Below are 25,439 nucleotides of genomic sequence, written 5' to 3'. Positions count from 1 at the left end.
TTGATGTTCGCGGCACCCTCGCCACCGCCGGACTCGACGACGTCGGGGTAGAGGGTTCCCTGCACCAGGAAGCGGTAGTCGCCCTGGGCCTTGAGGTCATGCTCGGCCTGCTCGAACACGCGGATGAACTCGCGGCCGATGATCTTGCGCTTCTCCTCGGGATCGGTGACCCCGGCCAGCGCGTCGAGGAAGCGCTCACGCGCGTCGACGGTCACCAGGTTGACCCCGGTGGCGGCGACGAAATCACGCTCGACCTGGGTGCGCTCACCGGCGCGCAGCAAGCCGTGATCGACGAACACGCAGGTCAGCCTGTCGCCGATGGCGCGCTGGACGAGCGCGGCGGCGACGGCGGAGTCGACGCCGCCGGACAGCGCGCAGATCGCCCGGCCCTCGCCGATCTGCGCGGCGACGCGCGCGACCTGTTCGTCCACGATCGACGCCGTCGTCCACTGTGGACGGACACCGGCGATGTCGTGCAGGAAGCGGCGCAGCACCTCCTGGCCGTGCGGCGAGTGCGCGACCTCGGGGTGGTACTGGACTCCAGCGAAGCGGCGTTCGACGTCCTCGAACCCGGCGACCGCGGCGCCCTCGGAGGAAGCGGTGACGACCGCGCCCTCGGGAGCCTTGGTGACGCTGTCGTTGTGGCTCATCCAGGCGGTCTGCTGGCTGGGCAACCCGGCGTGCAGGACCCCGCCGTCGCCCTGGACGCGGACCTCGGTGCGGCCGAACTCGCGGACGCCGGTGGGCTCGACGGTGCCGCCGAGTGCGCGGGCGAGCACCTGGTGGCCGTAGCAGATGCCGAGGATCGGGACCCCGGCCTCGACGAGCGCGGCGTCCATGTTCGGCGCGTGCTCCGCGTACACGCTCGCCGGGCCGCCGGACAGGATGATCGCGGACGGGTTCTTCGCCAGGATCTCGGCGGCCGTCGCGGTGTGCGGCACGACCTCGGAGTAGACCTGCGCCTCGCGCACCCGCCGGGCGATCAGCTGCGCGTACTGCGCCCCGAAGTCCACGACGAGAACCGGACCGGTGGGACTGGGCACCTACGACCTCCTGGCGACGGCGAGCACGCTTCGCCTCCTATCGTCCCAGGTGGGCCGGGTCACCCCACGCCCAGCCCCCGCGCTCACCGCCTCCCTCCCCCACCCCCTTCCCATCGCCCCACCAGCCCCACGCGCCCCAGGCGAGCGCGTTTAGCGGGCTAAACGCGGCGCTTAGCGGGCGCAAGCAACCAAATCCAGGCGAAACGAGGACTGTGGCTGACCGCGATCGGCCGTACCGTCGCGGACATGAGCATCGACTGGCCCGCCCACCTCGCCGAGCAACTCGACTGGCATTGGCACAACCACCTTCGCCCCAAACTGGCGACACTGACCGACGACGAATACTTCTGGGAGCCCGTGGACGGCTGCTGGACCGTGCGCCCGCGCCGGGACGACGACGTTGACGCGCCGGGCGGCGGCAGTCACGTCATCGACTGGGCCTTCCCCGCGCCGGAGCCGCCGCCGGTGACGACCATCGCGTGGCGGCTCGCGCACGTCATCGTCGGTGTCCTCGGCATGCGCGCCGCCTCCCACTTCGGCGGCCCGCCGATGGACTACGGCACCTTCCCCTACGCGACCACCGCGGCCGAAGCGCTCAGCCAGCTCGACGACGCCTACGCGAGCTGGATCGGCGGCGTCCGTGGCCTCGACGCCGACGGCCTCGCCGAGCCCTGCGGCCCCGCCGAAGGCGCCTATGCCGAGGAGCCGATGGCCACCCTCGTCCTGCACATCCACCGCGAGACCATCCACCACGGCGCCGAGATCCTGCTGCTCCGCGACCTCTACCGGAACCGTCACACCAGCCACTTCAGCCCCAGCTGAGTGCGTTTAGCGGGCTAAACGCGGCACTTAGGCACGCTAAGGACCGCGATTAGCCCGCTAACTGCGCCTCGGGGCGGGTGCGGGAGCGCGGGAGCAGGAGGAAGGCGAGGGCCATCCCGAGGAGTGCGGGCAGGCCGTGGTTGTCGTGGACGAGCGTGTCGACGACCGCGAGCGCCGGGACCGCGAACGCGCCGAGCCACAGCCGCCGCTCCACGCGGACCCCGAACCGCGACGGCGCGAGCAGCACCGCCGTCGTCAACGCCCCGAGCAGGCCCGCGACACACATCGAGTTGCCCGCCCCGGCCGGGTTCAGCCACAGATAGCTCATCGCCTGCCCGAACAGCCCGCAGCCGAAGTAGAGCACCAGCCACCGCGTCCGCCCGAAGACCTGCTCGGCGGCCACCCCGAACAAAGCCAGGATCACCAGGTTGAACACGAGCCCCAGCGCCCAGCCGTCCTGGAAGAACATCCCGGTGACCAGCCGCCACCATTCACCGGCGTCGATCGCCGCCGCGTCCCGCCGTACGTGGTCGTACAGGCCGGGGCTCACGAGCTGGGCGACACCCGCCAGCGCGGTCACGGCGAAAACCACCGCCGTCAGCACCGGCCGCCGCGCAACGCCGATACGCGCGAAAACGGCGAAATACGGATTCCGGGACGCCAGGCGGGATACGACAGTGGTCATGAAAGAAAGGTAAAGCTGCGGGTCGCGCCGGACCCACGACGTTTGTCATCACTCCGCCCGGCGAAGCGTCACGGAGCGAGCCGTGACGACCCGCCGGTTGCCCCGGACGGGTGGGTATCCCACACCGGGGACACCGGCGGCGAATACCTTGGTGCGCATGGACATGATCACCCCCGAGCCCCGCCCCGCCTGGATCGCCGGACGCCCCGAGCAGGGCGCCTCGACGCTCGTCGTGCATCACCCGTACGACGGCAGCGAGGTCGCGACCGTGGCGGTCCCGGGTCCGGACCAGGTCGAACGCGCCGTCGCCGCGGCCGTGTCGGTGGCGAAGGAGTTCCGCCGCACCTCGGCACATGTCCGCGCCGCCGCACTCGACCACGTCTCCCGCCGGCTCAAGGCCCGTGCCGAGGAGATCGCCGAGGTGATCACGGCGGAGAACGGCAAACCGCTCAAGTGGGCCGAAGCCGAGGTGAACCGCGCGGTTTCGGTGTTCCGGATCGCCGCCGAGGAGGCCCGGCGGTTCACCGGCGACGTCCAGCGGCTGGACACCGATCCGGCGGGCGAGGCGCGGCTGGCGCTGACCCGCCGGGTGCCGCGCGGGCCGGTGCTGGGCATCGCACCGTTCAACTTCCCGCTGAACCTCGTGGCGCACAAGGTCGCCCCGGCACTGGCCGTCGGCGCCCCGATCATCGTCAAACCGGCCCCGCGCACGCCGCTGTCGGCGCTGATCCTCGGCGAGATCCTGGCCGAAACGGAGCTGCCCGATGGCGCGTTTTCGGTGCTGCCCTTGGGAAACGAGGAAACTTCGGCACTGGTCGCGGACGCCAGGCTGCCGGTGGTGTCGTTCACCGGCTCCGGCCCGGTCGGCTGGTCGCTCGCGGACGCCGCCCCTCGCAAGCACGTCGTGCTGGAGCTCGGCGGCAACGCGGCGGCCGTCGTGCTGCGAGACTGGCCCGACCCCGAGGGGGCTGCCCAGCGCATCGCGACGTTCGGCAATTACCAGGCAGGCCAGTCGTGCATCGCGGTCCAGCGGGTGATCGTCGACACCGCCATCGCCGGCGAATTCCTTCCGGCACTGCGGGAAGCCGTCGAGGCGCAGCGGGTCGGCGATCCGTACGACCGCAACACCGACGTCGGCCCGGTCGTCGACGAAGCCGCGGCGGAGCGGATCGAGGCGTGGATCGGCGAGGCCGTCGCGGGCGGTGCGAAGGTGCTCACCGGTGGGACCCGCGACGGCGCGAACGTGGCGCCGACCCTGCTCACCGACGTTCCCGCGGACGCGAAGGCGTGGGCGGAGGAGATCTTCGGCCCCGTGCTCGCGGTGTCCGTTGTGGACGGTGTGGATGCGGCTTTCGCCGCCGTCAACGAATCCGCGTATGGCTTGCAGGCCGGGGTTTTCACCACCGATGTGCAGCTGGCCTTCCACGCCGCGTCGGAACTGGAGGTCGGCGGCGTGATCATCGGCGACGTGCCGTCCTACCGAGCCGACCAGATGCCCTATGGCGGCGTCAAGGGCTCCGGTGTCGGACGCGAGGGCGTGCTGTCGGCGATGAACGACCTCACCGAGGAGCGGGTCACGGTGTTCACCGGGATCGAGCTCTAGGCCGTCACGCCCTGGGCGAAGCGGAAAACGGCGTCCGGGTCATAGGTCTTCGCGATCTGCTTGAGCCGGGCGACGTTGTCCCCGTAGTACGCGGCGGCCCAGTCGGGCAACTCGGGGTCGATGTAGTTGACGTAACCCCCGTCGGCCCCGGCGGCGGCCAGCCCGGAAACGACTTCGGCCACCGACCGGGCCACCGCTTCCCGGTTCCGCGTGGTCGCCGGTGCGTAGATCTGCACGCTGGCGATCGCCTTGCGGTGCCAGAAAGCGGTTTCCGTCGGCGCCACGTCGCTCACCGCGCCACCGAGGCTGTCGATCAGCAGGTCCATTCCGGACTTTCCCGCGGCCAACGCGGTAACCTTGCCGCCGTCCACGGGGCGGGTGATGATCCGCGAAGAGGCCACAAAGGACTGTCGATCCTCGCTGCCGGAGAAATAGTCCATGGCGGCCGAATAACCCATGCCGCGCGCACTACGCGAAGTCGGTGTCGCACCTGATCGGGAAACGAAATCGTTCAGCAGCGGAGTCAACGCGGCGGAACTGCCGACGTAGCAGCCGCCGACACGGACCTGCACCGGCGAACCGCCCGAGATCACGAGGTTCGACCAGAGTTCCCGCGGCGCGGCCGAAATCCAGGACTGCCAGGCGTTCAGCACGTCGTCCGCCGCGCCGGACGGGAACTTCAGCGAGAAGGTCGTGACGCTCGGCGCCGGATCGGTGCGGAACGTGAACGACGTGACCACGCCGAAGTTCCCGCCTCCCCCACCACGCAGGGCCCAGAAGAGGTCCGGTTCGGACCCGGCGGAAACCGTGCGCAGCTTTCCGTCCGCCGTAACGATCCGCGCGGACTCCAGGTGGTCGCACGTCAGCCCGTATTTGCGGGTGAGCACGCCGATCCCACCGCCGAGGGTGAGCCCGGCGATGCCGACGCTCGGGCAGGACCCGGCGGGCAGGCTGCGCCCGGCCTGGCCGAGTGCCGCGTAGACGTCCTTGAGCCGTGCCCCCGCGCCGACGACGACGCGGTCTCCCTGAACGTCCACACTGGACAGTTTGCCGAGGTCGAGGACCAGGCCCTGGTCGGGTGCCGAGTATCCGGCGTAGCTGTGCCCGCCGCCGCGCGCCGCTATCGGGAGCCGTCGTGCGGCCGCCGTGACGCACGCCTGGACGTCTTCGGCATTCGCGCATTTCGCCACCGCGGCGGGCGTGTGGTTGTCGAAGAGCGGATTGTAGGCGTTCTTGGCGACACCGAACCCGCTGTCGCGTGGCAACACAAGATCGCCGGAAAGCTTGCCACGCAAGGCGTTCCAGTCGGGCGGGCCCGTGGGCACCGGACTGGCCGATGTGGACGGTGCCGGCGCCGAGGTCGTCGAGGTCGACGGCGTCGTACCCCGGCCCGGCGAGCAGGCGGCGGCCACCGCGCCGGCGGCCGAAACCCCGGCCAGCCGCAGAAACGTCCTTCGTCCGACCCTCATGCCCGGTAAGACGTCCGTGCGGTGGCTCGGTTGCCCGGCCTCACCCACCGGAGGCACCCGCCGCCAGCCCGGCCAGCAGCGCGGCGAGCGCGAAACCGAACCGTTCGCCGTGCCGACCCCCCGCCGCCAAAGCCCTCGTGAGCAGCGGAAACTCCGCCGGATCGAGTTCGCCGGCGCTGTCCACATCGGACTGTTCGGCACCCGGTGGCCGCCCGGCTTCGGCGAGCGTGTGACCGAGCACGAACGTCGTCACCGTGTTCAGCACGTCGAGCGCGTGGACCGGCTCGAATCCGGCGCCGGTGAGCACCCGGAGCGCGGTCTCGACGTGTCCGAGCGCGGCGCGACTGGTCACCGGCCGGGTGGCGGCGAGGGGTAGCACCCCGGGATGGGCCAGCAACTCGGCACGGTACGCGCGGGCGAGACGGCCCAGCCACCGCTCCCACGTCTCGCCCGGCTCGGGCAGCACGTCCCCCAGCGGCGCGGTGAGCCGGTCGACCAGCGCTTCGAACAGCGCGTCCTTGTTGGGCACGTAGTGATAGAGGGTCATCGCCTCGACGTCCAGCGCAGCGCCGAGCTTGCGCATCGACAGCGCGGCCACGCCGTGCTCGTCCACGAACTCCAGCGCCGCGTCCACGACGCGTTCTCTGGTCAGACCGGCTCGCGGCCTGGCACGACGATCGCTCATGACGCCCCTTGACGATTCTTACACCGTAAGGGCAGACTAGCCGCACAGCCACTCTTACAGCGTAAGAAACGAGGAGACGTGAGCAAGCACGCCAAGAACGTCCTGGGCCGGTTCCTGGACATGGTCAACGCGCACGACCTGCGCGACATCGGCGAGGTGGTCACGGACGACGTCACCGAGACCGGCCCGATCGTCGTCGACGCGCCCAGCGGCGGGCTCGAGAACTTCCGGGCGGGCTGGGAGCAGATGCTCGTCGCGTTCCCGGACATCCACGTCGGCGTCGAGACGATGCTCGCCGAGGGCGACACGGTGGCGGCGACTATCTCGCTGTCGGCCACGAACACCGGGTACTACCGCCGCGGCGAAGCGACCGGCAAGCACGCGACGTGGCGCGGCTTCGTCGTGGTCCGGCTGCGCGACGGCAAGATCGCCGAATTCGACGCGCTGACCGACCGCTTCGGCGTGCTCCAGCAACTCGGCATCATCGGTGACGACGACGAACTCGCGGCGCCTCGCCAGGCGTCGTGACGCGCCTCAGCACATCAACATCTCAGCGGCGCAGCGCGGCAGGCGCGTTCGCGGGCACGGCCGGGTTCTTCGGCGCGACCGGATCGAGGCGGACGTAACCCGTTTCCTGCCCGGGACGCGCGTCCGCCTCGCCCTTGTTGGGCCAGAACGAAAACGCGCGCTCGGCCTGCGCGGTGATGGTGAGCGACGGGTTGACGCCGAGATTCGCCGTGATCGCCGCACCGTCCACAACGGACAGTCCGGGATAACCGTACACCCGGTGGTACGGGTCGATGACGCCCTCTTCGGCGCTGGCACCGATCGGCACGCCGCCGATGAAGTGCGCGGTGAGCGGGATGTCGAAGATCTCGCCCCACGTCCCGCCCGCGATGCCGCCGATGTGCTCCGCGGTCCGCTCGTTGGCCTCGTGCCCGGCCGGGATGAAGCTCGGGTTGGGCTCGCCGTGTCCCTGCTTCGAGGTGTACTTGCGGCGGCCGAAGAGCCCGCGCTTGGTGTAGGTGGTGATCGAGTTGTCGAGGCTCTGCATCACCAGCAGGATCACCGTGCGCTCGCTCCAGCGGTAGCCGTTGAGCAGCTGCGCGGTCTGGACGGGATGTTTGAGCATGAAGTTGACGGCCTGGCGCCAGCGCGGGACGCGTGAAGCGCCGTCGGTGGCGATGGTCTGCAGCATGCTCATCGCGTTGCTGCCCTTGCCGTAGCGGACCGGCTCGATGTGGGTGTTCTCGTCCGGATGGATGGACGAGGTGATCGCGACGCCACGGCTGAAGTCCCGGTCCGGGTCGACCTTGGTGCGCCCGGAGCCGATGATGGCCTCGGAGTTGGTGCGGGTCAGCTCGCCGAGCCGTTTCGAGAGCTTCGGCAGCCTGCCGGTGTCCTTCATCTTGTGCAGGAGGTTCTGCGTGCCCCAGGTCCCCGCGGCGAGCACCACCTGGCCCGCGGTGATCGTGTGCCGGAACCTGCGCGACGTCGTCCCGGTCTTCCGCAGGCTCACCTCGTAGCCCTGACCTGCGTTTAGCGGGCTAATCGCAGTCACCGTGGTGAGCGGGATGACCTTCGCGCCGTCCTGCTCGGCGAGGTAGAGGTAGTTCTTGACCAGTGTGTTCTTCGCGCCGACGCGGCAGCCGGTCATGCATGAGCCGCATTCGGTGCAGCCGACGCGGTCGGGCCCCGCACCGCCGAAGTACGGGTCCCGCACGCGCTCGCCCGGCTTGCCGAAGTACACGCCGACCGGGGTCGGGTGGAAGCTGTCTGCCACGCCCATGTCCTTCGCGACGTCACGCATGACGACGTCCGACGGTGTGATCGTCGGGTTGGTGACGACGCCGAGCATGCGGCTGGCCTGGTCGTAGTGGGGCGCGAGCTCGGACTCCCAGTCGGTGATGTGCGCCCACTGCCGGTCGCGGTAGAACGGCTTGAGCGGACGGTAGAGCGTGTTGGCGTACACCAGTGAGCCACCACCGACGCCGGCGCCCGCGAGCACCATCACGTCGGAGAGCATGTGGACGCGCTGGATGCCGTAGCAGCCGAGCTGGGGCGCCCAGAGGTAGCGCTTGAGGTCCCAGGACGTCTTCGCGAACTCGTCGTCGGCGAAGCGGCGGCCCGCCTCGACGACGGCGACGCGGTAGCCCTTCTCGGTGAGCCGGAGCGCGGCGACACTGCCGCCGAATCCGGATCCGACCACGACGACGTCGTAGTCCAGCTCTTGCCCCGTGGTGGTGTTACTGGCAGTCACACCCTGAGCGTAACCCGGCCCACGCCACCTGACCAGAGGTAAGTTACCCGCCGGTTACCCGGGCCCCCGAGTGCGTTTAGCCCGCTAAACGCGCTCGGTTGGGGCTCCTGTGACTGGTGGGGCGGTCAGCGGGAGCGCGGAGGTTGCCGGGGTGGGCGCCGGGGAAAGAGCCGGAAGAGGTCGCCGAGGGCCCGGATGATCGCCGGACGCTCCCCCGGCGTGGTGCCGCGTAGCGCGATGAACAGGGCCAACAGGCGTATGAGCAGGCTTCCCACGACCGCACCGCCCGCGCCCAGGACGTACTCAGGGCTGATCGAACTCATCCGGCGACCTCTCAAGCAGCGTCCGGCCAAGTCCGTGACGGACCCGAGCGGGACGAAGGCATGAACAAGCAGCCGGAGGTCTCTTCCGCCGGTTCGGAACCGGCCGACGGTGCCGGGGCCTCGGAGAACGGGCACCGTGTTAACGACACCGCCGCTAGGGGAATACTCCCCTCCGCGTGTTCGATGCTAAGCCCTGGGACACCAGGTGACCAGCTGACTCGGCAGCGTTACGCCAAGCGGCTCGGGGGGGGGGGGGGTGGGGGGGAGACAACAACAACGCCGCCCCGGGCGGGGGCCCGCGGGGGGGGCAAACGCCCCAACCCCCCCCCGGGGCCCGCCGAGGACCTGCGGCGCCAGTTCGCGCAGCAGGTCCTCGACGCGGGGTTCGGTGCTCACGGCTGGATCTGCGGGGCGTCCATGATCTGGCGGAGTTCGACGGGCTGCTGGATCGGCGCCCCCGCGGGCCCCGGCGCCGCCGAGATCTTCGCGGCGATCTCGATCGCGCGGGCCTCCGATTCGACGTCCACCACGCGATACCCGGCGAGCAGTTCCTTGGCCTCGGGGAACGGGCCGTCGGTCACGACCGGCGCGGTCACGCCGTCGAACGTCACCTTCTTGGCCAGCTCCGGCCCGGCCAGGCCCTGCGCCTCGACGAACTCGCCGTTGGCGACCAGTTCCCGGTTCAGTACGTGCTGGAACTCGATGTGGGCCTTGATGTCCTCGGGCGTCCACTCGGTCATCGGGACGTCGCAGTCCGCGCCGCCTTCGTAGTTCTGCAGCAGCATGTACTTCGGCATGTCCGGCTCCTCACCGTTTCGTGCGCCCATCTTGACGCTTTCATGGAGAGGACGGGGCACGCGACGCGCGCTCTACATACACGGAGAAATCAGTAGCCGAATTTTTCGGCGCCCTTGCCGAGCAGGGCGAATGCCCTGGTCAGCGCCACGACGGCCTCCTGATGGACGTCGTCGGCGCTGCGCCCGCCCGCGAGCTTCGCCCAGTTGCGGTGGGCGAGCTCGTGGGTCACGGCGACGACCTGGACGGCGACCAGCCGGCAGATGAAGGGGTTCTCCTCGCCGGTCGCCTCCCGGAAGGCTCCGGCCAGTTCGTCGGTGTCGTACGTGCGGAGCTGCGCAAGCCGCGCAGCCAGGCTGGGCGTGCCGAACACGAGCCGGTTGAAGGCGAGGACTTCGGGGTTGTCGCACAGCCCCGTGACCGGGTCGCGTTCGTCGAGCGCATTGCGGATGTGGCGCTTCAGCGCGGCGAGGGGCTTCTCGTCGGGCTCACGGCCGCGGACGACGCGGGCGGCCTCGCCACGGTGATCGGCGAAGCGGTCGAGGACGAGGTCCTCCTTGGTCGGGAAGTAGCGGAACAGCGTCGGCTTGGACACCTCGGCGGCCGCCGCGACGTCGGCCACCGAAACCGCGTCGAACCCGTCCGCCAGGAACATCGCGATCGCGGCGTCGGAGATCGCCCTGCGCGTGCGCTCCCGCTTCCTGGCCCGCAGGCCGACCGGCTCGCTCACGTCCACCACCTTAACACCCGGTCATTAATTTAACTCGGTTGCACTTGAGACTCGGTTACGTTTTACTGGACGCCAACCGAGAGGAGACCGATGAACACCGTGGTGATCGCAGGAGCGGGCCCGACCGGCCTGACCCTCGCCTGCGAACTGGCCCGGCGCGGTACACCCGTCCGCGTCATCGAGAAGTCGCCGGAGTTCCCGCGCAGTTCCCGGGCCAAGGGGCCGAACCAGCGGACGCTGGAGATCTTCGAGGACCTCGGCGTGCTGAGCCGGATCTTCGCGGCGGGCAGCTCGGCGCCGGTCATGCGGAAGTACCGGGACGGCGAGCTGATCTCGTCGGTCGATCCTTGGGCGGGCGCCATACCGACGCCCGACCGGCCCTACGAGCGAGGCTGGCTCATCGCGCAGTACCGGGTCGAGGAGATCCTGCGGGACAAGCTCGCCGAGTACGGCGTCCACGTCGAACTGGGTGCCGAACTGACCGGCTTCACCCAGGACGGCGCAGCAGTGATCGGCACGCTCGCGGACGGGACCCGGTTCGAGGCCGCGTATCTGATCGGCTGCGACGGCGGGCACAGCGCGGTCCGCAAGCTCCTCGGCGTCCCGCTGGTCGGCGAGACCGCCGAGGACCAGCGGATGGTCCTCGGCGACGTGGAGGTGACGGGCATCGATCGCGGGTTCTGGCACCAGTGGCTCGACGCCGACGGCGGTGTGCTGCTGTGCCCGGTACCCGGCACCGAGCGGACGTGGTGGTTCCAGGCCGCGCCGGAACGCGGCGCCGGCGGCGAACCGCTCGGCCCGTCGCTGGAAAGCTTCCAGCGGCTTTTCGCCCGCTATGCCCGGCTGCCCGGCGAGTGGCTGACCAAGGCCGAGTTGCTCTCGACCTACCGGGTCAACGTGCGCATGGCCGAGCGCTACCGCGCCGGGCGGGTGCTGCTCGCGGGCGACGCGGCCCACGTGCATCCGATCGCGGGCGGGATGGGCATGAACACCGGCATCCAGGACGCGTACAACCTGGGCTGGAAGCTCGCGCTCGTCGCGGCGGGCGAGGCGGGGGACGCGCTGCTGGACAGCTACGAGGCCGAGCGATTGCCGATCGCGGCGTGGACGTTGGAGGTCACTTCGGAACGGCTTCGCGCGGCCTTGGCCGAGATCAGGAAGCCGGGCGGCGGCCTCGATGTCGTGGTGACCGAGGAGACCAGCACACTGGGCGTCCGGTACCGCTGGAGCCCACTGTCGCTTCGACCGTCCAAAAGCGACAGTCCACTTCAGCCGGGCGATCGTGCGCCCGACGCGCCTTGCGCAGACGTCGAAACCGGCGCGGTGGTCCGGCTGTTCGAGACGTTCGCCGGGCCGCACTTCACCCTGCTCGGCTTCGGCGAGCGCTCGGCGGCCGCACTACCCGGCCTCGCCGCCCCGTACGGCGACCTGGTACACCCGGTCGCGATCGACGCCGGCACCCCCGGACTGTCCGATAAGGACGGTCACGCCGCCCGCGCCTACGGCGTCGCAGGCGACACGCTCGTACTGATCCGCCCCGACAACTACGTCGCGGCGATCGTCTCCGCGACCGAAGCACCCCGTATCACCGACTACCTCGCCGCCCTCCGGACCTGACGAGTTACGCCGCCAATCACGCGAGTTCTCCGTTCAGACACGCGAAACCTCTCCTCAGTCACGCGAGATCTCCGCTTCCGCACGTGAGACCGCCGGGCACGTTCCGGCGACCTCACGTGATCAGACGGCGATCTCACGTGATCAGACGGAGATCTCGCGTGATCAGGAGCAGGTGATCTTCAGCTGGGCGGCGGCGTGGTGAGCAAGGCCGCCGCTGTTCTTCCAGTCCACGCCGCGGGAGTGCAGCTGGACGGAGAACTTGCCGCCGCTCACGGCGAAGCGGCCGGCGTCGACCCAGCGGCCCTGCTGCTGGGTCTGGTTGATCTGGAAGGAGCCGCCGCTGGACACGGTGTAGTAGGACGGGTTGCCGCCGACGCGGGTCGCGTCACCGGTCGGGATGTACACCAGGACCTGACAGCTGCCCTGCGAAACCGGGCCGGTGGTGAAGTTCCAGACGGCCGAGTTGTCGCCGTCCCGGTTGTCGCCCGACATCGGCACCGAGTAGAAGCTGCCGTTGCAGCCGTCACCCCCGTAACCACCACTGCCGCTGCCGAGCCAGCCCTCGTCGCCCTTGGTGTAGTACCCGGGCTTGCCGAACGATCCGGCCGAACAGCCGGGTCCCGCCACCATGGCGAACGGCTGCGCGGACTGTGCGGCTGGAGGGCTCCCGGCGGGCGGTTGGGGGGCGGCAGGGGGCCCGCCGGGAGCCGCTGGTGGGGCCTGACCGGCAGGCAGACCGCCCGGTGCTGCCTGCTGGCCCGCCGGGGCACCCGGCGGCGCGGGCACGGCCGGGTTCGGCAGTCCGCCGGCGGCCCCGGTGTCCGGCTGGGCACCGGGCACCAGACCGCCGTGCGGGCCCGCCTTGTCCTGGAAGGCTGCCGGGTCGGGGACGGGCGCCGGGGTGGGGTCGGCATGGTTCACCAGCGCCATCACCAGAAGCGGCGCGGCGAGCAGTACGAGCCCGACGACACCGGCGCCCGCGAGAATCGGCCGGGACACCCGGTTCGCCGATTCGGCCGGTTCGTCGGCCTGCCGCGCGTCGACGGTCGCGGCTTCGGCCTCCACCGCGACCTCTGCGACGGCCACACCGTCCTTTTCGGACAGAGAAGGAGCCGAAGTACCCGCGTCAGCGACGGGATCGGACAGCGCCGAAACCGGTGAAGCCACAGTGGACTCAGCAGCGTCGGTCTCGGCTTCCTGCTGTTGTGCCGAGATCAGATACGCGGTCCCGCTGCCCGTCATCCGCTCTTCCAGCCGCGACACGGACGCCCCTTCCGAAGTCACCGTCGTTTCCCATCCTGCGCCGGATCCTGCCCTCGGGTGCCATCGGCACCGGTTCACGGCCTCATCCTTTCGGCGTCCGCCACCCCGGACCAGTCCCGGTTTCGGGGACACCGGTTTCCCATCAGGAGCCGGAAAGGACGCGCTCGACCATGTCCTCGACGCTCTCCGGCTGCTCCACCGCGTCGTGGAACTCCTCCTGCGGTGTATCGAACTCGTCGGCCGCGTCGTGGAAGACTTCCTCGGACTCCGCCGCGATGTCCGGTGGCGGCGCGAGCCCGAGGGCCCGCAGTCCCGCCTCGTCGGTCCGGAACACCGCGGCGTTACTGCCGAAGGCCGCACGCGGGATCGTCCACTGCTCGGGCACGGTCTTGCCCCGGTACTCCGGCGTGACCCGCCAGCGGACGTCCGCGGTCACCAGGTAGGTCGCGCCACTCGACTTGTGCTCGGTCTCCTCCGTCTTACCGCCGGCCTTGAGTGGTTCGGCCGCCTTGTGCTCGACGGCAGGCCCCTTCACCGTCAGTTCGAACGCCGCGCGGCCGGCCTCCCCCGGCACCGACGTACTGCCCGACGCGGTACTCCACAGCTGGCCGCTCCCGCTGGCCTTGGCCCCGGACCCCAGGGCCGCCGTCGTGGTGTACGTGCTCTCCACGAGTTCACTGTGGACGGTCTTGCTCGTGGTCGACGTGCCGCTCGCTGCGTAGTGGGTCACCCGCGGGTCGAGCAGTTCGGCGTGCAGGGTGACCGCGGTCAGCGGACCGTGGTTGAGCAACCCGGCGAACGCTCGGTCGAGGTCGAGACCGCCGATGCGATACCCCTTGGTACCGAACAAGGCCGGTGCGTGGCCGGACAACAGGGTGGCGCCGGTCGCGCGCTCCACGATCTGTCTGCTGCCCCCGGCGTCGATCGGCAGCTTCGGCGGAGGCGGGCCGGACGACTCGCCGGGCAGCACCCCGTCCAGCACTTCCCCCAGTGCCGTATGGAGTTCGTCGGTGCGCAGCAGCGGCCGGACGCCGTCCGGCAGCTTCACCACGTTGCCCGTCCTCAGCGCCGCGAACACACCCGGCACCGGCAGGGCGTCCGTATCCGGCACGATCGTGCGCACGGCGTCAGGGATCGCGCGGAGCGTGACCTTGGTGGTGATTGACGTCGGCGGGAACAGCCAGTCGATCGTGCCCAGCGAGACCGTCTTCGGCGCTCTCCCCCAGCTCGCGGTCTTCTCGACCTCCAGGAAGAGTTCGAGGTCGTGGACGAACGAAGCGGTCTTCCCGTCATGGCTCAGCGTGTGCTCGGTCTCGTCCTTGCCGGTGAACGTCGTCGCCTGTTCGGCCTTGACGTTGCCGTCGGCGCTGCCCGCCGAGCCCGGATTCGTCCGGACCTGTCCGTTCGGGAAGGCACTCCACACCGTGTTGCCCTCGAGCGCGTTCGTCGTCGTCGACGTGATTTTCCCGGTCTGTTCGGCCGCTGCCTTGTACTTGTCCTTGAGCTTCCACTGTTCCGAGGTCCCGGCAATTCTTCCCGGGCCCTGCTTGGCCTTGAGTTTCACCGCGATGTCGGTCCGGCCGAGCGGACCGTCGTAGTGATAGGCGAACCGCACGCCGTGGCCCAGCAGATCCCCATACAACGCGGAGAGCCCCGACGGCGAGAGCTGTGCGGCGAGATGTGGGGGCAGCGAGGCGCCGAGCGATGCGACTCCCGGCTCGAAGAGCCAGTAACGCATCGACTTCGCCAACCCCTGCAGTTGCCCGAGAAACCCTTGGCGAGCCGGTTCCGGCAACACGGGGGAAGCCACTGTGGACAGTTCTTTCAGGATCTCGGGGAGCAGTTCCGTGGTCACCGCCTGCCGCACGGCGACGTGCCCGAGGCCGGGGTGGGTCACCGCGACGAAGTCCTGCGACAAAGGGGGTGACGAAGCGCTCTCGTGGATCGGCGCGATCTGCCATCGGACCTCGCCGAGCTGGTGGAGTTGATCGGCGGGTATCCACAACCGGATCGTGTCCGGGGTGTCGATCCGGTAGTGCCGCTCGGCCTGCTTGCCGAAGTGATCGCCGAGAATCGCGTTGGTGTGCTGGGTGTTCCGCCCGGTGAGGACTGTGCTCGCGTCGAGGGAAACGAGGTAGGCGGGGCCGGTGTAGATCCGGCCGCGGCTCGCCTCCTGCTCGAACTTCACCCCGGTGCCATGGGCCTTCTCACTGGTCCGGGTGTAGGTTCCTTGCGGCACCACCGAAGCCTCGTTGTTGACCCGGAGATTCGTCCGTAGATCGCCCGAGACGTCCCACACGCTCCGGTCCGCGGAGGCATGTCCGTGGCTGCTCTTGGCCTTGCCGGACACGGTGAGCTCGAGGCTCTCGGCATGGTCGATCACCTTGGCGTTGCCGAAAGCCATCCGCACCGAGCCGGTGCCGAGCTGATCACGGTAGCCGGTGAAGAGTTCGCCCTGCCCGTACCGGTGCACTGACGTCTGGTAGGTACCGGTGACCACCTTGTCGAGGTGGGCGGCGAGTGCGCTCGGGCTGACGAACGTGTGCACGAGATGGTCGGCGACCACGCCCAGCCCGGCGTCCTTTCCCGTGACGGCCTTGGCGAGCCATCCGGCGAGATCGGGTGGAAGTTCGATGCTGTGCACCGCGTAGTCGTCGGGAAGGGACGTCTGTTTCCACCCCGAGGGCAGCACCGGGATTCCGCTGTCGACGAGTTTCGCTTCGCCCAACGGTTCCTGGCCGGGTGTCGCGCCCAGCAGCCGGTTGCCACCGGCCGCCTCGAACGTCGCGTCCACGATCAGCGAATCGCCCAGCGCCTTGCCGTTTTCGCCGTACACGTCGATGTCGTAGCGCACCCGCTGCCGGTAACCGTGCACAGTGGACGTCTGCCAAGACTTCTCGTGCTCGTACCCGGCGGAGGTCGTCATGGTGACCTCGGTGTCGCCGAACTTGCGGGTGCCGTTCACCGAGAACTGGGCCGTGCGCGCGGTGAGCCACGGGAAGGTGGGGAGACCCGCGCCGAGCCCACCGCCCGCCGCCCAGTTTCGCTTCACCACCGAGGTGTGCTCACCGCTGGTGACCGCCTGAGTCGTCGTCTTCAGCTCGGTGGCCGTCGCGAGGGCACGCGTCGGCGGAGCCACCGGTTTCGCGCGGATGACGACCCGCACGTACTCGGTACCGGTCGAGGTGCGTGCGTGGGTTTCGGCGGGCAGCAACAGGGAAAGGCCGTTGCCCGCCAGGTCCGCGGCGTGCGCGGCGAGGTACTGCGGGGTCACTTCGGTCTTGACCAGTTCCTGATTCACCATGATGTGCGAAGGCTGATAGAGCTGCCGGCTCCGATGTGGCAGCGCCGTGCCGGAAAGCAGGTTCTGGATCCGGCCGGCGAGCGCGGTGGCGGGGAAGGACGCCGTACCCGCCCCCAGCACCGACATCGGCGAGATGGGTAGTGCGGAGGCGGTGAGGGCGACGTCCGCCAGGTCGGCCTCCGTGGCGTCCGGAGTGGACTGTTCGGCGGCCCAGCCCTGTGCCACCGCGTCTTCCTTGGTCATCCAGACCGTCGCCCCGTGCCCGACGCGGTGACCGTCCACAATGATCACCGTCGGGCCGTCGTCCATGGTGAGCCGGACCGTGTAGTCGAGATCCGCCCGGTAGGCGGTGAGCTTCCCCTTGGTGATCGCCTCGTGCTGCACCTTCGTGCCCGAGGTGTGCACCATCGTCAGCTCATCGCTCGCGACACCACTGCCGGAGAGCGACAGGGTGAAGTCCTTGCGCGAGCCAAGTGTGTAGGTGCCATCCGCCCCGGGCCACGACGCCGAAGCGCCACCGCCCCATTTCACGTCGAGTGCCTGTTTGGACTTCTGTGTCCCGGCGTGTTCGTTCTTGCTGCCCGCGGTCTGCGCCACCGAGCCCTCGCCGTGGGCCAGCGGAACCGGGTTCCTGGCCCTGGCCTGGAATTCCATTGTGGCAGTGCGCGTACGGCCACGATGCTCGAAGGTCAGTGTCTTGGTGATCGCGTGTCCGGCGAGTATGTCCGGGCCACGCGTCGTGAGTCCCTTCCCGCTCAGCTGCTGAATCAGCGCGTCCCGCGCGGCCGATCCCACCACGGTCACCGCGTTCCGGACCAACGAATTCTCCGGCATCCCGTCGATGACCGCCTTGGCCAGGCCGCGATCGCCACGCAGATACGCGGAACGCAGGCTGGTGACCGGCCGTGGTCGCGTTGCCCCGGAAACCGTTACAGGAGCCGCGACCGGCGCGGTCAGCGTCACGCCGTCTTCCACCTCCCCGCCATCGGAGATGGTGTGCCGGACCGTGTGCAGTGTGAACTCGTAGGTGAGCGCGTGCTGGGTCGTCGTGGTGGCCGAGGTAAGCTCCACGGCCGACTTAAGCGAGGCCTCCATGGTGTTCGCCGACTTCCACGTCGTCGACACACCCGCCTTGGTGGTATGGGACAACTCGGCCGTCCGCACCGGTGTCGCGGTGCCCGTGCCGGCCGACAACGACATCGAAACGCCCTTGTCCCGCGGCGCCACCGAAGCGGTTTCGGCCGCGCCCTTACCGTAGTCTCCTTCGACGTTGGTGATCTTGTGCTTCCCTGAGTCTTCTTCGCTCTTCGCGGCCTTCGCCTCACCGGAAATTCCTAATTGGACAGTCACTTCGACGGCGTCCTTGCCGCTTCCCAGGGACTTGGTGACGCCCTCGTTGGCGAAGGCCGTGAAATTCTCCTTGAGTTCGAGGTCCGAAAAGGACGCCAGCAGTGCTTTCACCGTACGCTCGCCGATCCCGGCCTTCTTCATGACGGCTGCCAGGGAATCTCGCAGCTGTTCGCCGTTGACCGCCTCGGCTGTCGCGAGGTTCGCCGTCACGAGCGGACGGACTTCCGCCGTGGCCGGTAGCGGTCCGGGCTCATTCGCCGATTCGGCCCGCGAGTGCTCGTGCGCCACGGTCAGCTCGACGTGTTGTCCGTCACCCGCGCCACCGTCATCCCGCACCGGAGCACGCCTGAACGAGGAGCCGTCTTCATGGTCCGCCGGTTCTTGGCCGAGCAGTTCGTTCTGCGCTCGTTCGTCGGCGATCCGGATGCGTTCGCGGTGCTCGACGATTCTCCGGTCGGTGGCGAACATCCCGGCGAGAGCGCGGATCTTTTCCGTCAAGGCGGATTCGGCGTACGCGAAATGTCTGTGGTCGGCGGTGAACAAGATTCTGCCGTCGTCACGGGCGAACTTGGCCGTGAAGGAGTTCGGTCCGTCGCGCCGGACCCCGTCCCGGTCGATATATCCACTATGGACGGTATAGGACGAGAAGTCGGCCTGATAGTACTGGTGGAACTCCTCGAACAGCCTGCGAGCCGCGTCCGGTGCCGGGCTGAGCGTGGCGGCGAGGTCGTGGACGAACCGGAACGCTTCGTCGGCGTCGATCTTGCCCCGCAGGTAGAACCCGAACGGATCCGAGTCGACCATCGCCCGGACCACGCGGAGCTCCGCGTCGCCGCCCCACAGGTGGCGGTAACGGTCCATGAGCTGGACCGCCAGCTTGTGCTCGGGCTCACGATCGTGCTGCCCTTGCCCGTTCCCGAACTGGTTCTTGGCGTTGACCTTCTCGATGTCGTGGAACAGGATCGCCTTGGCCAACGCGTCCGCGGGCACCAGACGCTGCTCGGGGTCCTCGTGCGCGGTGAGCTCGAAGTACTGCCCGAGCACCATCTGCGCATGCTCGTAGAACGTGTAGGTGCCCTTTTCGATACGTTGCGGCATTGGTTGCTGCTTGGTGGCGACCTCGTCGAACTTGCGCCCCAGTTCCGGAAAACGCTCGATCAGGGCGTCCACAATGGCGTGTGGATCGCGGTTCTGGCCGTTGATCAGCTCGTCAAGGTCCCGGCCCGCCTGCCGCTGATCCTCGGCGTCCTTCTCCCGGCTCGCGTTCCACTTGGCGAAGCTGTTCGGAAACGGAGCGTTGCCCTCGCCCTGCAAGCGCGTGTTGAAGTCGATGGCGATCCGCTTGGAGTCGGCCGCGATCAGGAAGCCGATCTCGGCCTGCGTGGCGATCTCCGGCGCCTTGTCCATCAGCTGTTCGACCTCGGTGGCGTCGACCGGGTCGAACACGAACCCGTCCAGCGCCTGTTCGGACCTCGCCCGTGCCTCGTCGGCGACAGCCCTCGCCATCAGGTCCCGGAAACCCTTATCCGCCAACGCCAGCTCGGGGCTGGTCCGCAACGCGTCGGCGATGTCGGCGGCCAGCTTGGGCAGCACCTCGTCCTTGATGACGGTCTTCAGCTGCCCGGATGCCGCCCGCGTGAGGTCCCGCCCGGTGAACGCGTCCAGCGCGTGAGTGACGACCGAGCCGAGCACCCGACCCTTGACCATGTCCGCGAACCGATCGCCGACGATCCGCAGCCCGGATACCTCGGGCAGCGCCAGTTGTTCGCGCACCTGGTCACCGAACCGGACGAGCCGGTCACCGCTGAGCCACCCGGCCTTCTTCCCGCTGCCGCCCTCGAAATCCGCGAAGTCACGGAGCTTTCCGAACTCGGCGGTCAGCGCCTCCCGAAAGCCTCCCTTGACCGCCTCCGCGACGGCCTCGCGGCTGGCGTCGTCGAACAGCGCCAAGGCGGGGTGTGCCCGTACCTTCTTCACGAAGGTGTCGGTCAGTTTATCGACAACGTGTACGTCGAAGGTGCGGACAGCACCCGACTTCACCTTGACGCCGTTCTTGATCAACCGTTCGAGCGTGGTTTCGTCCTTGACTGTCGTGCCGTTGTTCAGGATCCGGATCGCGGTGTCCACGTCCTTGGTCACCGCCTTCACAACGTCGGGCAAGACCTTCTTGCCCAGCACTTCGTGGAAGGCCGCACTGTCCACATCGGGCGGTGCGGTATCGGCGAGGTACTCGCGGAGGACATCCGGCGCGGTCAAGAGGACCTTGTCGCTGACCTTCCCGACCATCGCGGCACCGGGGCCGACCTTGTTGAGGAACTGGTTGAGCCGCCTGACCCGCTCCTCGAATCCACGCACCGTCGTCTGCGGAATCTCGGTTTCCTGGCCGGGGAACGAGTCCGCGTCCGGCTCGATACGCGCGTTAGGACGGCGCTCCCCCACCGCCTGCTTCATCTGCTCCCACGTGACGACATGCTCGCGCAACTCGACGGCGATCTCGCGCAACCGCTGTGGATCGTTGCTGAACTTCAGCTTTCCCTTCTCGTCCCTGCCCTTGAACCACGGGTCGTAGTCCTCACCGAACACGTCGGACCGGAAGTCCCGGCTCAGTCCAAGACGCTCGTGCAATGTGGACATCGGCAGCTCCCGGCCCGACGTACCGCCCTTCGGGAACTCGGTGCCGGTTGCCGTGTAGCTGATGAGCGACCCCCGTACCGCCTGCTCGATCAGCTTGTCCAGATCGACGCCTCCGACGCCGAATTGGTTGGGATCAGCCGCTTGGTCCACATTGAACGTCTTGCCCGCAGCGGCCGACGCCCCGACGCCTTCGACCACAGCCCCATCGGTGATCGCCTGATAGGTCTTCTTGTACGGAATCAGGAACGACCGCAGCACCGGGGTGACCACCGCGGACGATTCACCCTTCAGCCGTTTACCACCCTCATCGCGCTGGTACACGGTGAGCCACTGCAACGCCCGTAGCGGACGTCCCGCACCCACCCACAGCCTCGAATTGCGGCCTGGTGACACCTTGATCCGGCCGGTCTTCGGATCCTGCTGGATGTCCTTGTGCTCCGTCTTCGGCCGGACCTGGTCCCCCGAGAACAGCTCCGGATGCACGACCGCGGTGTACATCCGCACGTAGTGCTTGCCCGCGATGGTCTCCACCTCGAACTCCCCGCGGTGCACCGTGGGGCTGCCATGCTCGACTGCCATCTTCGCCGGGCCGGGGTACGAGATGCCAGGGCGTCCGATGTGGACTATCTCCTTCGTCGCATGGTAGCGGTCGCCGACCCGCACGACGTGCACTGGAACCCCGGCGACCCGGCCGTATGCGGTGAAGGTGCCGTCCGCTTCCAGCACGTGGACACGCGCGCCCGCGGCCTCGGCGATCTCTTTCAGCGACTTGCCGGCCAAGTCCGGGCCCGGGGCGGGCGAGGCGGGGTCCAGTGTCTTGGTCACCGCGGCGGCGAAGCTCGTTTCTGGGCCGTCCGCCTCGACCGCGACCATGTCCAGGCCGTGTAGTTTGAGTATCGCACGCTGGGGCGGCTCGAACGTCCTTTGTGGAACTTCCCGGCTGCCCGACACTTCCTGCGACGGTCCGGGATGCACCGGCAGCGCGACGTTGGCGACGTGCTCGACCAGCCACAGGTGCCGGGGCAGCAACTTGGCATGGTCACCGAGGGCGGCGGTCCCCATCAGTGAGGTATCGGTGTGCACCCGGCCGCCCCGGGAGCCCTGGAGGACCCGAGAGGGGTCGACGTACTCGTCGGGCAGCCCGAGATAGTGACCGATCTCGTGCGCCAGCACGGTGCCGCTGTCCCCCACCGACCAATGTGCCTGATCGGTGGTTCCCCGATGACGCAGCCGGACACGCGCATGCGCCGCACCGGGCTGATCGGTGAACTCGACCCGCACATGGAACTGATCCCCGCCCGGCAACCGGTAGCCGCGGTTGTACAAGCGGCCGACGCCGTCGAGCACCTTCTGTTTCGTGCCTGCCAGGTGAACAGTGGCGACCCCCGCCGCGGGGTCGAGATGCACCCGGACGGTGAACTCCTGGACGGCACGGCCGTCGGCGAGGGTGTATCGGCGGTGGTCGTAGCCGATCATCCCGGTGGCGGAGTCGAGCACGATGTGCGGGCGGCCGTCCTCGCCGGTCTCGATCCGGCTGCTGCTCACGACATCGGCCGACTCGGTGGTCACCGTGCGCGGCGGCGTACTCTCCCGCAGGTGTTCCCACAGCTCCGGCGGGGCCGGATCACGCGGAGCGAACCAGTCCGCGGTCCGGTCGGCAGGGGCGTGCTGCCAGCTCAAATCGTCCAGCACAGCCTTGTTCGAGGTGACCGATTCGCTCGAGACGTGCTCGTCGGTCTTGCCGAACAGGTCGTCCAGATCGTCCGGCTTCGGGACGGAACCTCCCGGCCCTGCCTCCCGGTCCTCTTCCAGCGGCGGACGCTGCACCATCTGTTCGAGCGGCGCTGGGCGGGTTTCGTGCGTCTTCGGCTCGTCCGGCGGCTGCTGTCCGTTGTGGACGGATGATTGTTCCTCGTCCACTTTGCTGTCGGGGGTATGCCCTGGCACTGGCGGCAGATCGTCGACGCCGCCCGGCTTCGCCTCCGTGCCGATCTCGTGATCGTCAGACGACGTGGGCGTGACGGACTTGAGCCGGTTCAGCCGCGCTTGGAGATCGTCGTCGGACGGCCCACGTCCCCCGCCCGGTTTGCGGGACGGCGGCTTGGGCAGTGGCTCGTCCGCATGCGGCAGATCGGGTGGTGCTTTGACCTTTTCGCTATCCTTCAGCAGGTCCAGGACGTGTGTCTCGTGCTGAAGATCGCTGCTTGTCTCGGTCGAAACGGCGTCGGGGGCGAAGGTGACGGACTTGAGGTCGTCGAGCCGGTGCTGCAGTTCGGACATCTCCGCCGCGTCCTTGGCGGCACGCAACTCTTCCAGCCGTTTCGCGTAGTCGTCCAGCAGCTTGAGGTGTTCCGTCGCGTCGCCGAGCTTGGTGGCCGCTTCCTTCTGTTTCTGCCACTTCGCGCTCTCGACGTCAGTCATCCCGAGCTTGCGCTCGTGCTCCCTGGCCGAGCGCTGTGCTTGCTTTTCCGCGTGCTCGTACGCCTTCTGCGGTGAAGACATGTCGCCCGGGTCATCTCCGAACACCTTCCGATACCGCTCGGCGAGTTCGTCGTCCGCGGGAAGCATCGGCGGGTCCGGCAGCTGGGCGAGCAGATCGAGGGCGTTCGAGTCCTCTTCGGACAACTCCAGCGGAGTGTTCTTCAGATTCTCGTACTTCGCTGTGAAGTCCTCGGTGAATTCGGCGTGTTCGTTCGCCTCGTGTTCCTGGTGTTCGTTGGCGAGTTCGGCGTACCGCTCGTCCCGCTGTGTCATGACGTCGAGCACGTGCTGAGGTCCGTGCTTCCCGGCCTCGGCGATCCTGTCCGCCCACTGCCGGTTCTCCTCGGGCGTCATGGTGCCGTGCTCACCGGTGTGGAGCCGGTCCAGCCGCACCTGATCCGGCAGCGCATGGGGCACCACGGGGGCACCCTCGACGTGCGCGACGTACTCGGTCACCGGGGTGTGTGGCGCCGGTGGCGCGGCGCTGAGCTGGTCTTCCAAGCTCTTCAGCTGGTGAAGCTCCTGGTCTTCGCCGGTGTGCTGTCGCTCGGGGCCCGCATGATCCGAACTGGTCGGCACCGGTGTGGGCGCGCCGGGGCCGTGGTTCTCCGGCCGCGTCCCGGAATCACCCACCGGAGGCCGTCCGGAGGGTGGTGTGGTGGTCGACGGAGGTTCCGGGGAACGCGAAGCGCCGGGACCGGTGCTGTGGCCGTTACCGGTGGCCGGGGTGTGCACCGACGTCGGGACCTGAACGACCGGCTTGTCCTGAGTGGACGATGTGTTCCCCGGGTGGTTTCCGCCCTCGTCCGCAACGTTTTCGTGTCCGCTCGGGAAATCGGTCTCCACCGGTTCGAAATGGTCCAGAACGGACGGATCGAAGTCGTTCCCGTCACCGTGAGATATGTCGCCCAAGCCGTGCGGGACGCCGCCGTCGAACGTCGAGGTGTCGCCTGGTGGGTCCTTCGGTACGTCCGGCATGTCCGGCGTCTTGAGGTTCTCGACGACGTCCTTGAGCTTGTCCGCGAGAGGCTCGCCCATGAACTTGTCCATCAGGTCACCGGCGGCACCGGTGACCGCGCCGCCGGTGAAACTCCACCAGTTCGCCTTGAACTGGTGCTCATCGCTGAAAGCCAGGTTGTCCAGGCCTTCGCCAAGGTAGCCCTGGGCGCCGTAGACCGGCGCGCCCGCGATCGGCTTGAGGATCTGGTACGGCACTGACCCCTTCAGATGCTCCGAGGTCTCCTTGTAGATCACCTCGGGTACGTCGTGCGTCAGCGCCTTGAAGGTGTCCGAGCCGATCTTGCCCTCGAAGTGCTGCAGCGCCGTCTTGAGTTCCTGCTGCAATTCGGCCTTGCCGACGTGGCCGACGTTCGACGTGAAGGTGTCCGACCAGGCCTTGCCCAGCGCCTTCTTCTCGGCACTGGTGAGGGTGTTCTCGAAGCTCTTGTCGAACACCTTCGTCAGGTCGTTCGCGAGTGACTTCGCCTCACTCTTGGGCAGGTTGCGAGACCATTCGTCGCCGAAACTCTGCGTGATGTTGGTCTTGTACTTCGTCAGTGTCTTGGCGAACTGCTCCCCGAAGTCCTTCAGCGAATCCGGGAACACATTTTTGATGCTCTCGGTGAGGAACTTGCCGAGATCCTTGGTGACGAGCTTGGCCAGGGTGTCACCGAGTGCCTTGGCACCCATGGACGCGACACCACCGAGCGACCCGGACAGCGCGCCCGATTTGACGGCGTTCTCCAGGCTCTCGAAGTCGAACGTGTTGCGGTGGCCCTGCCCGATCTGGATCTCCTGGGCGATCACATCCGCCAGCACCGCGGCGAGCACCGCCATCGCGACCGAGACGATCGTTTCGAGCAGCAGGTTCAGCAGGAACCGCAGGATCATGCTGCCGACCGCCTTGATGGTCGGGACGAGCAGCAGGGACAGCCCTGCGGTGACGGGCGCCATCGCGTACGCGGCCGCGATCTGGGCGGGGATGAGGATCAGCTGGATGATCGCGGAGTACTTCATGTACTCGACCTGTGTCGCGATCTTGTCGGCGTACTCACCGTACGCCTTGACCGCCTTCTCCGCGGCCTCGAGCGGCACGACTCCCTTGTCGTTCTTGGTGATCAGCTGCCGCATGCGGTCGGCGAACGCCGCGCCGGCCTGACCGTTGAAATCGCTGCCGATGGCGTCGGTGAGCTTCCGGATCTGCTCGGAGATCCGCGGGAAGTTCTCTCCCGCCTGGCGGTAGAGCACGGCGACCTCGCGCAGCTTGTCCTCGTCCGCCGTCGGCCACTCGGTGCCGGTCAGCACCTTGAACAGGGTGATGCCCTGCTCGTTGATCATCAACGACACGGCCGCGCGCTCCCTTCCCTCCCCCGGTT

The 25,439-nt window shown here is 68.5% G+C and carries 14 protein-coding genes; 4 read left to right on the top strand and 10 right to left on the bottom strand.

Annotated features, from left to right (window positions below; translation table 11 throughout):
- Positions 1-1,043 (bottom strand): glutamine-hydrolyzing GMP synthase (gene guaA / locus ACFWY9_RS00825; RefSeq protein ID WP_378337827.1); only part of this gene is annotated, 1,043 nt, incomplete at its 3' end.
- A 246-nt stretch (positions 1,044-1,289) separates the two neighbouring features.
- Here guaA and ACFWY9_RS00820 point away from each other — a divergent pair.
- On the top strand, positions 1,290-1,865 hold the full coding sequence (locus ACFWY9_RS00820) for a DinB family protein (RefSeq protein ID WP_378337826.1): 576 nt from the start codon (positions 1,290-1,292) through the stop codon (positions 1,863-1,865).
- Between the two features lie 49 nt (positions 1,866-1,914).
- Here ACFWY9_RS00820 and ACFWY9_RS00815 read toward each other — a convergent pair whose 3' ends face one another.
- Positions 1,915-2,550 carry a rhomboid family intramembrane serine protease gene (locus ACFWY9_RS00815; RefSeq protein ID WP_378327573.1) on the bottom strand — a complete coding sequence of 212 codons (636 nt, stop codon included), beginning with the start codon at positions 2,548-2,550 and terminating at the stop codon, positions 1,915-1,917.
- Positions 2,551-2,707: 157 nt separating this feature from the next.
- Between ACFWY9_RS00815 and ACFWY9_RS00810 the strand changes: the two genes are divergently transcribed.
- A complete protein-coding gene (locus ACFWY9_RS00810) occupies positions 2,708-4,153 on the top strand; it encodes an aldehyde dehydrogenase family protein (RefSeq protein ID WP_378337825.1) in 1,446 nt (481 codons plus the stop codon).
- Here ACFWY9_RS00810 and ACFWY9_RS00805 read toward each other — a convergent pair.
- Together ACFWY9_RS00805 and ACFWY9_RS00800 are read right to left on the bottom strand one after the other, a co-directional pair.
- The gene (locus ACFWY9_RS00805; RefSeq protein ID WP_378337824.1) at positions 4,150-5,622 is read right to left on the bottom strand and encodes an FAD-binding oxidoreductase; all 1,473 of its coding nucleotides are present in this window, start codon (positions 5,620-5,622) and stop codon (positions 4,150-4,152) included. The two genes, ACFWY9_RS00810 and ACFWY9_RS00805, sit on opposite strands and share 4 nt — an antisense overlap.
- A 40-nt stretch (positions 5,623-5,662) precedes the next feature.
- On the bottom strand, positions 5,663-6,307 hold the full coding sequence (locus ACFWY9_RS00800; protein WP_378337823.1) for a TetR/AcrR family transcriptional regulator C-terminal domain-containing protein: 645 nt from the start codon (positions 6,305-6,307) through the stop codon (positions 5,663-5,665).
- A gap of 78 nt (positions 6,308-6,385) precedes the next feature.
- On the opposite strand from ACFWY9_RS00800, the gene ACFWY9_RS00795 reads away from it, so the two are divergent.
- On the top strand, positions 6,386-6,835 hold the full coding sequence (locus ACFWY9_RS00795; RefSeq protein WP_378337822.1) for an ester cyclase: 450 nt from the start codon (positions 6,386-6,388) through the stop codon (positions 6,833-6,835).
- A gap of 22 nt (positions 6,836-6,857) precedes the next feature.
- Here ACFWY9_RS00795 and ACFWY9_RS00790 read toward each other — a convergent pair whose 3' ends face one another.
- The 4 genes from ACFWY9_RS00790 to ACFWY9_RS00775 form a co-directional block, all read right to left on the bottom strand.
- On the bottom strand, positions 6,858-8,567 hold the full coding sequence (locus tag ACFWY9_RS00790) for an FAD-dependent oxidoreductase (protein WP_378327578.1): 1,710 nt from the start codon (positions 8,565-8,567) through the stop codon (positions 6,858-6,860).
- A gap of 125 nt (positions 8,568-8,692) precedes the next feature.
- A complete protein-coding gene (locus ACFWY9_RS00785; protein ID WP_378327579.1) occupies positions 8,693-8,890 on the bottom strand; it encodes a hypothetical protein in 198 nt (65 codons plus the stop codon).
- Positions 8,891-9,282: 392 nt separating this feature from the next.
- Positions 9,283-9,687, bottom strand: a complete 405-nt coding sequence (locus tag ACFWY9_RS00780; RefSeq protein ID WP_378328591.1) for a YciI family protein — start codon at positions 9,685-9,687, stop codon at positions 9,283-9,285.
- A gap of 89 nt (positions 9,688-9,776) precedes the next feature.
- Positions 9,777-10,415 carry a TetR/AcrR family transcriptional regulator gene (locus ACFWY9_RS00775; RefSeq protein ID WP_378337821.1) on the bottom strand — a complete coding sequence of 213 codons (639 nt, stop codon included), beginning with the start codon at positions 10,413-10,415 and terminating at the stop codon, positions 9,777-9,779.
- A gap of 90 nt (positions 10,416-10,505) precedes the next feature.
- Between ACFWY9_RS00775 and ACFWY9_RS00770 the strand changes: the two genes are divergently transcribed.
- Positions 10,506-12,032: an FAD-dependent monooxygenase gene (locus ACFWY9_RS00770; protein WP_378337820.1), complete on the top strand. Its 1,527-nt coding sequence runs from the start codon at positions 10,506-10,508 to the stop codon at positions 12,030-12,032.
- 162 nt (positions 12,033-12,194) lie between these two features.
- On the opposite strand, the gene ACFWY9_RS00765 is transcribed toward ACFWY9_RS00770, so the two are convergent.
- Positions 12,195-13,295 (bottom strand): hypothetical protein, encoded by a 1,101-nt coding sequence (locus ACFWY9_RS00765; RefSeq protein WP_378337819.1) that lies wholly within the window; start codon positions 13,293-13,295, stop codon positions 12,195-12,197.
- Between the two features lie 142 nt (positions 13,296-13,437).
- On the bottom strand, positions 13,438-25,410 hold the full coding sequence (locus tag ACFWY9_RS00760) for a hypothetical protein (protein ID WP_378337818.1): 11,973 nt from the start codon (positions 25,408-25,410) through the stop codon (positions 13,438-13,440).
- Between the last annotated feature and the right edge of the window lie 29 nt (positions 25,411-25,439).

This window comes from Amycolatopsis sp. NPDC059027 (assembly GCF_042739735.1).
Taxonomy (GTDB): Bacteria; Actinomycetota; Actinomycetes; order Mycobacteriales; family Pseudonocardiaceae; genus Amycolatopsis.
This window is presented reverse-complemented; position numbering and strand designations above follow the sequence as displayed.

What these genes read in the sequence shown, in the direction of transcription:
- ACFWY9_RS00820 (WP_378337826.1), top strand. Translation starts at nt 1,290, where the DNA reads ATGAGCATCGACTGGCCCGCCCACCTCGCCGAGCAACTCGACTGGCAT.
- ACFWY9_RS00785 (WP_378327579.1), bottom strand. Translation starts at nt 8,890, where the DNA reads ATGAGTTCGATCAGCCCTGAGTACGTCCTGGGCGCGGGCGGTGCGGTC.
- ACFWY9_RS00810 (WP_378337825.1), top strand. Translation starts at nt 2,708, where the DNA reads ATGGACATGATCACCCCCGAGCCCCGCCCCGCCTGGATCGCCGGACGC.
- ACFWY9_RS00815 (WP_378327573.1), bottom strand. Translation starts at nt 2,550, where the DNA reads ATGACCACTGTCGTATCCCGCCTGGCGTCCCGGAATCCGTATTTCGCC.
- ACFWY9_RS00805 (WP_378337824.1), bottom strand. Translation starts at nt 5,622, where the DNA reads ATGAGGGTCGGACGAAGGACGTTTCTGCGGCTGGCCGGGGTTTCGGCC.
- ACFWY9_RS00800 (WP_378337823.1), bottom strand. Translation starts at nt 6,307, where the DNA reads ATGAGCGATCGTCGTGCCAGGCCGCGAGCCGGTCTGACCAGAGAACGC.
- ACFWY9_RS00770 (WP_378337820.1), top strand. Translation starts at nt 10,506, where the DNA reads ATGAACACCGTGGTGATCGCAGGAGCGGGCCCGACCGGCCTGACCCTC.
- ACFWY9_RS00780 (WP_378328591.1), bottom strand. Translation starts at nt 9,687, where the DNA reads ATGCCGAAGTACATGCTGCTGCAGAACTACGAAGGCGGCGCGGACTGC.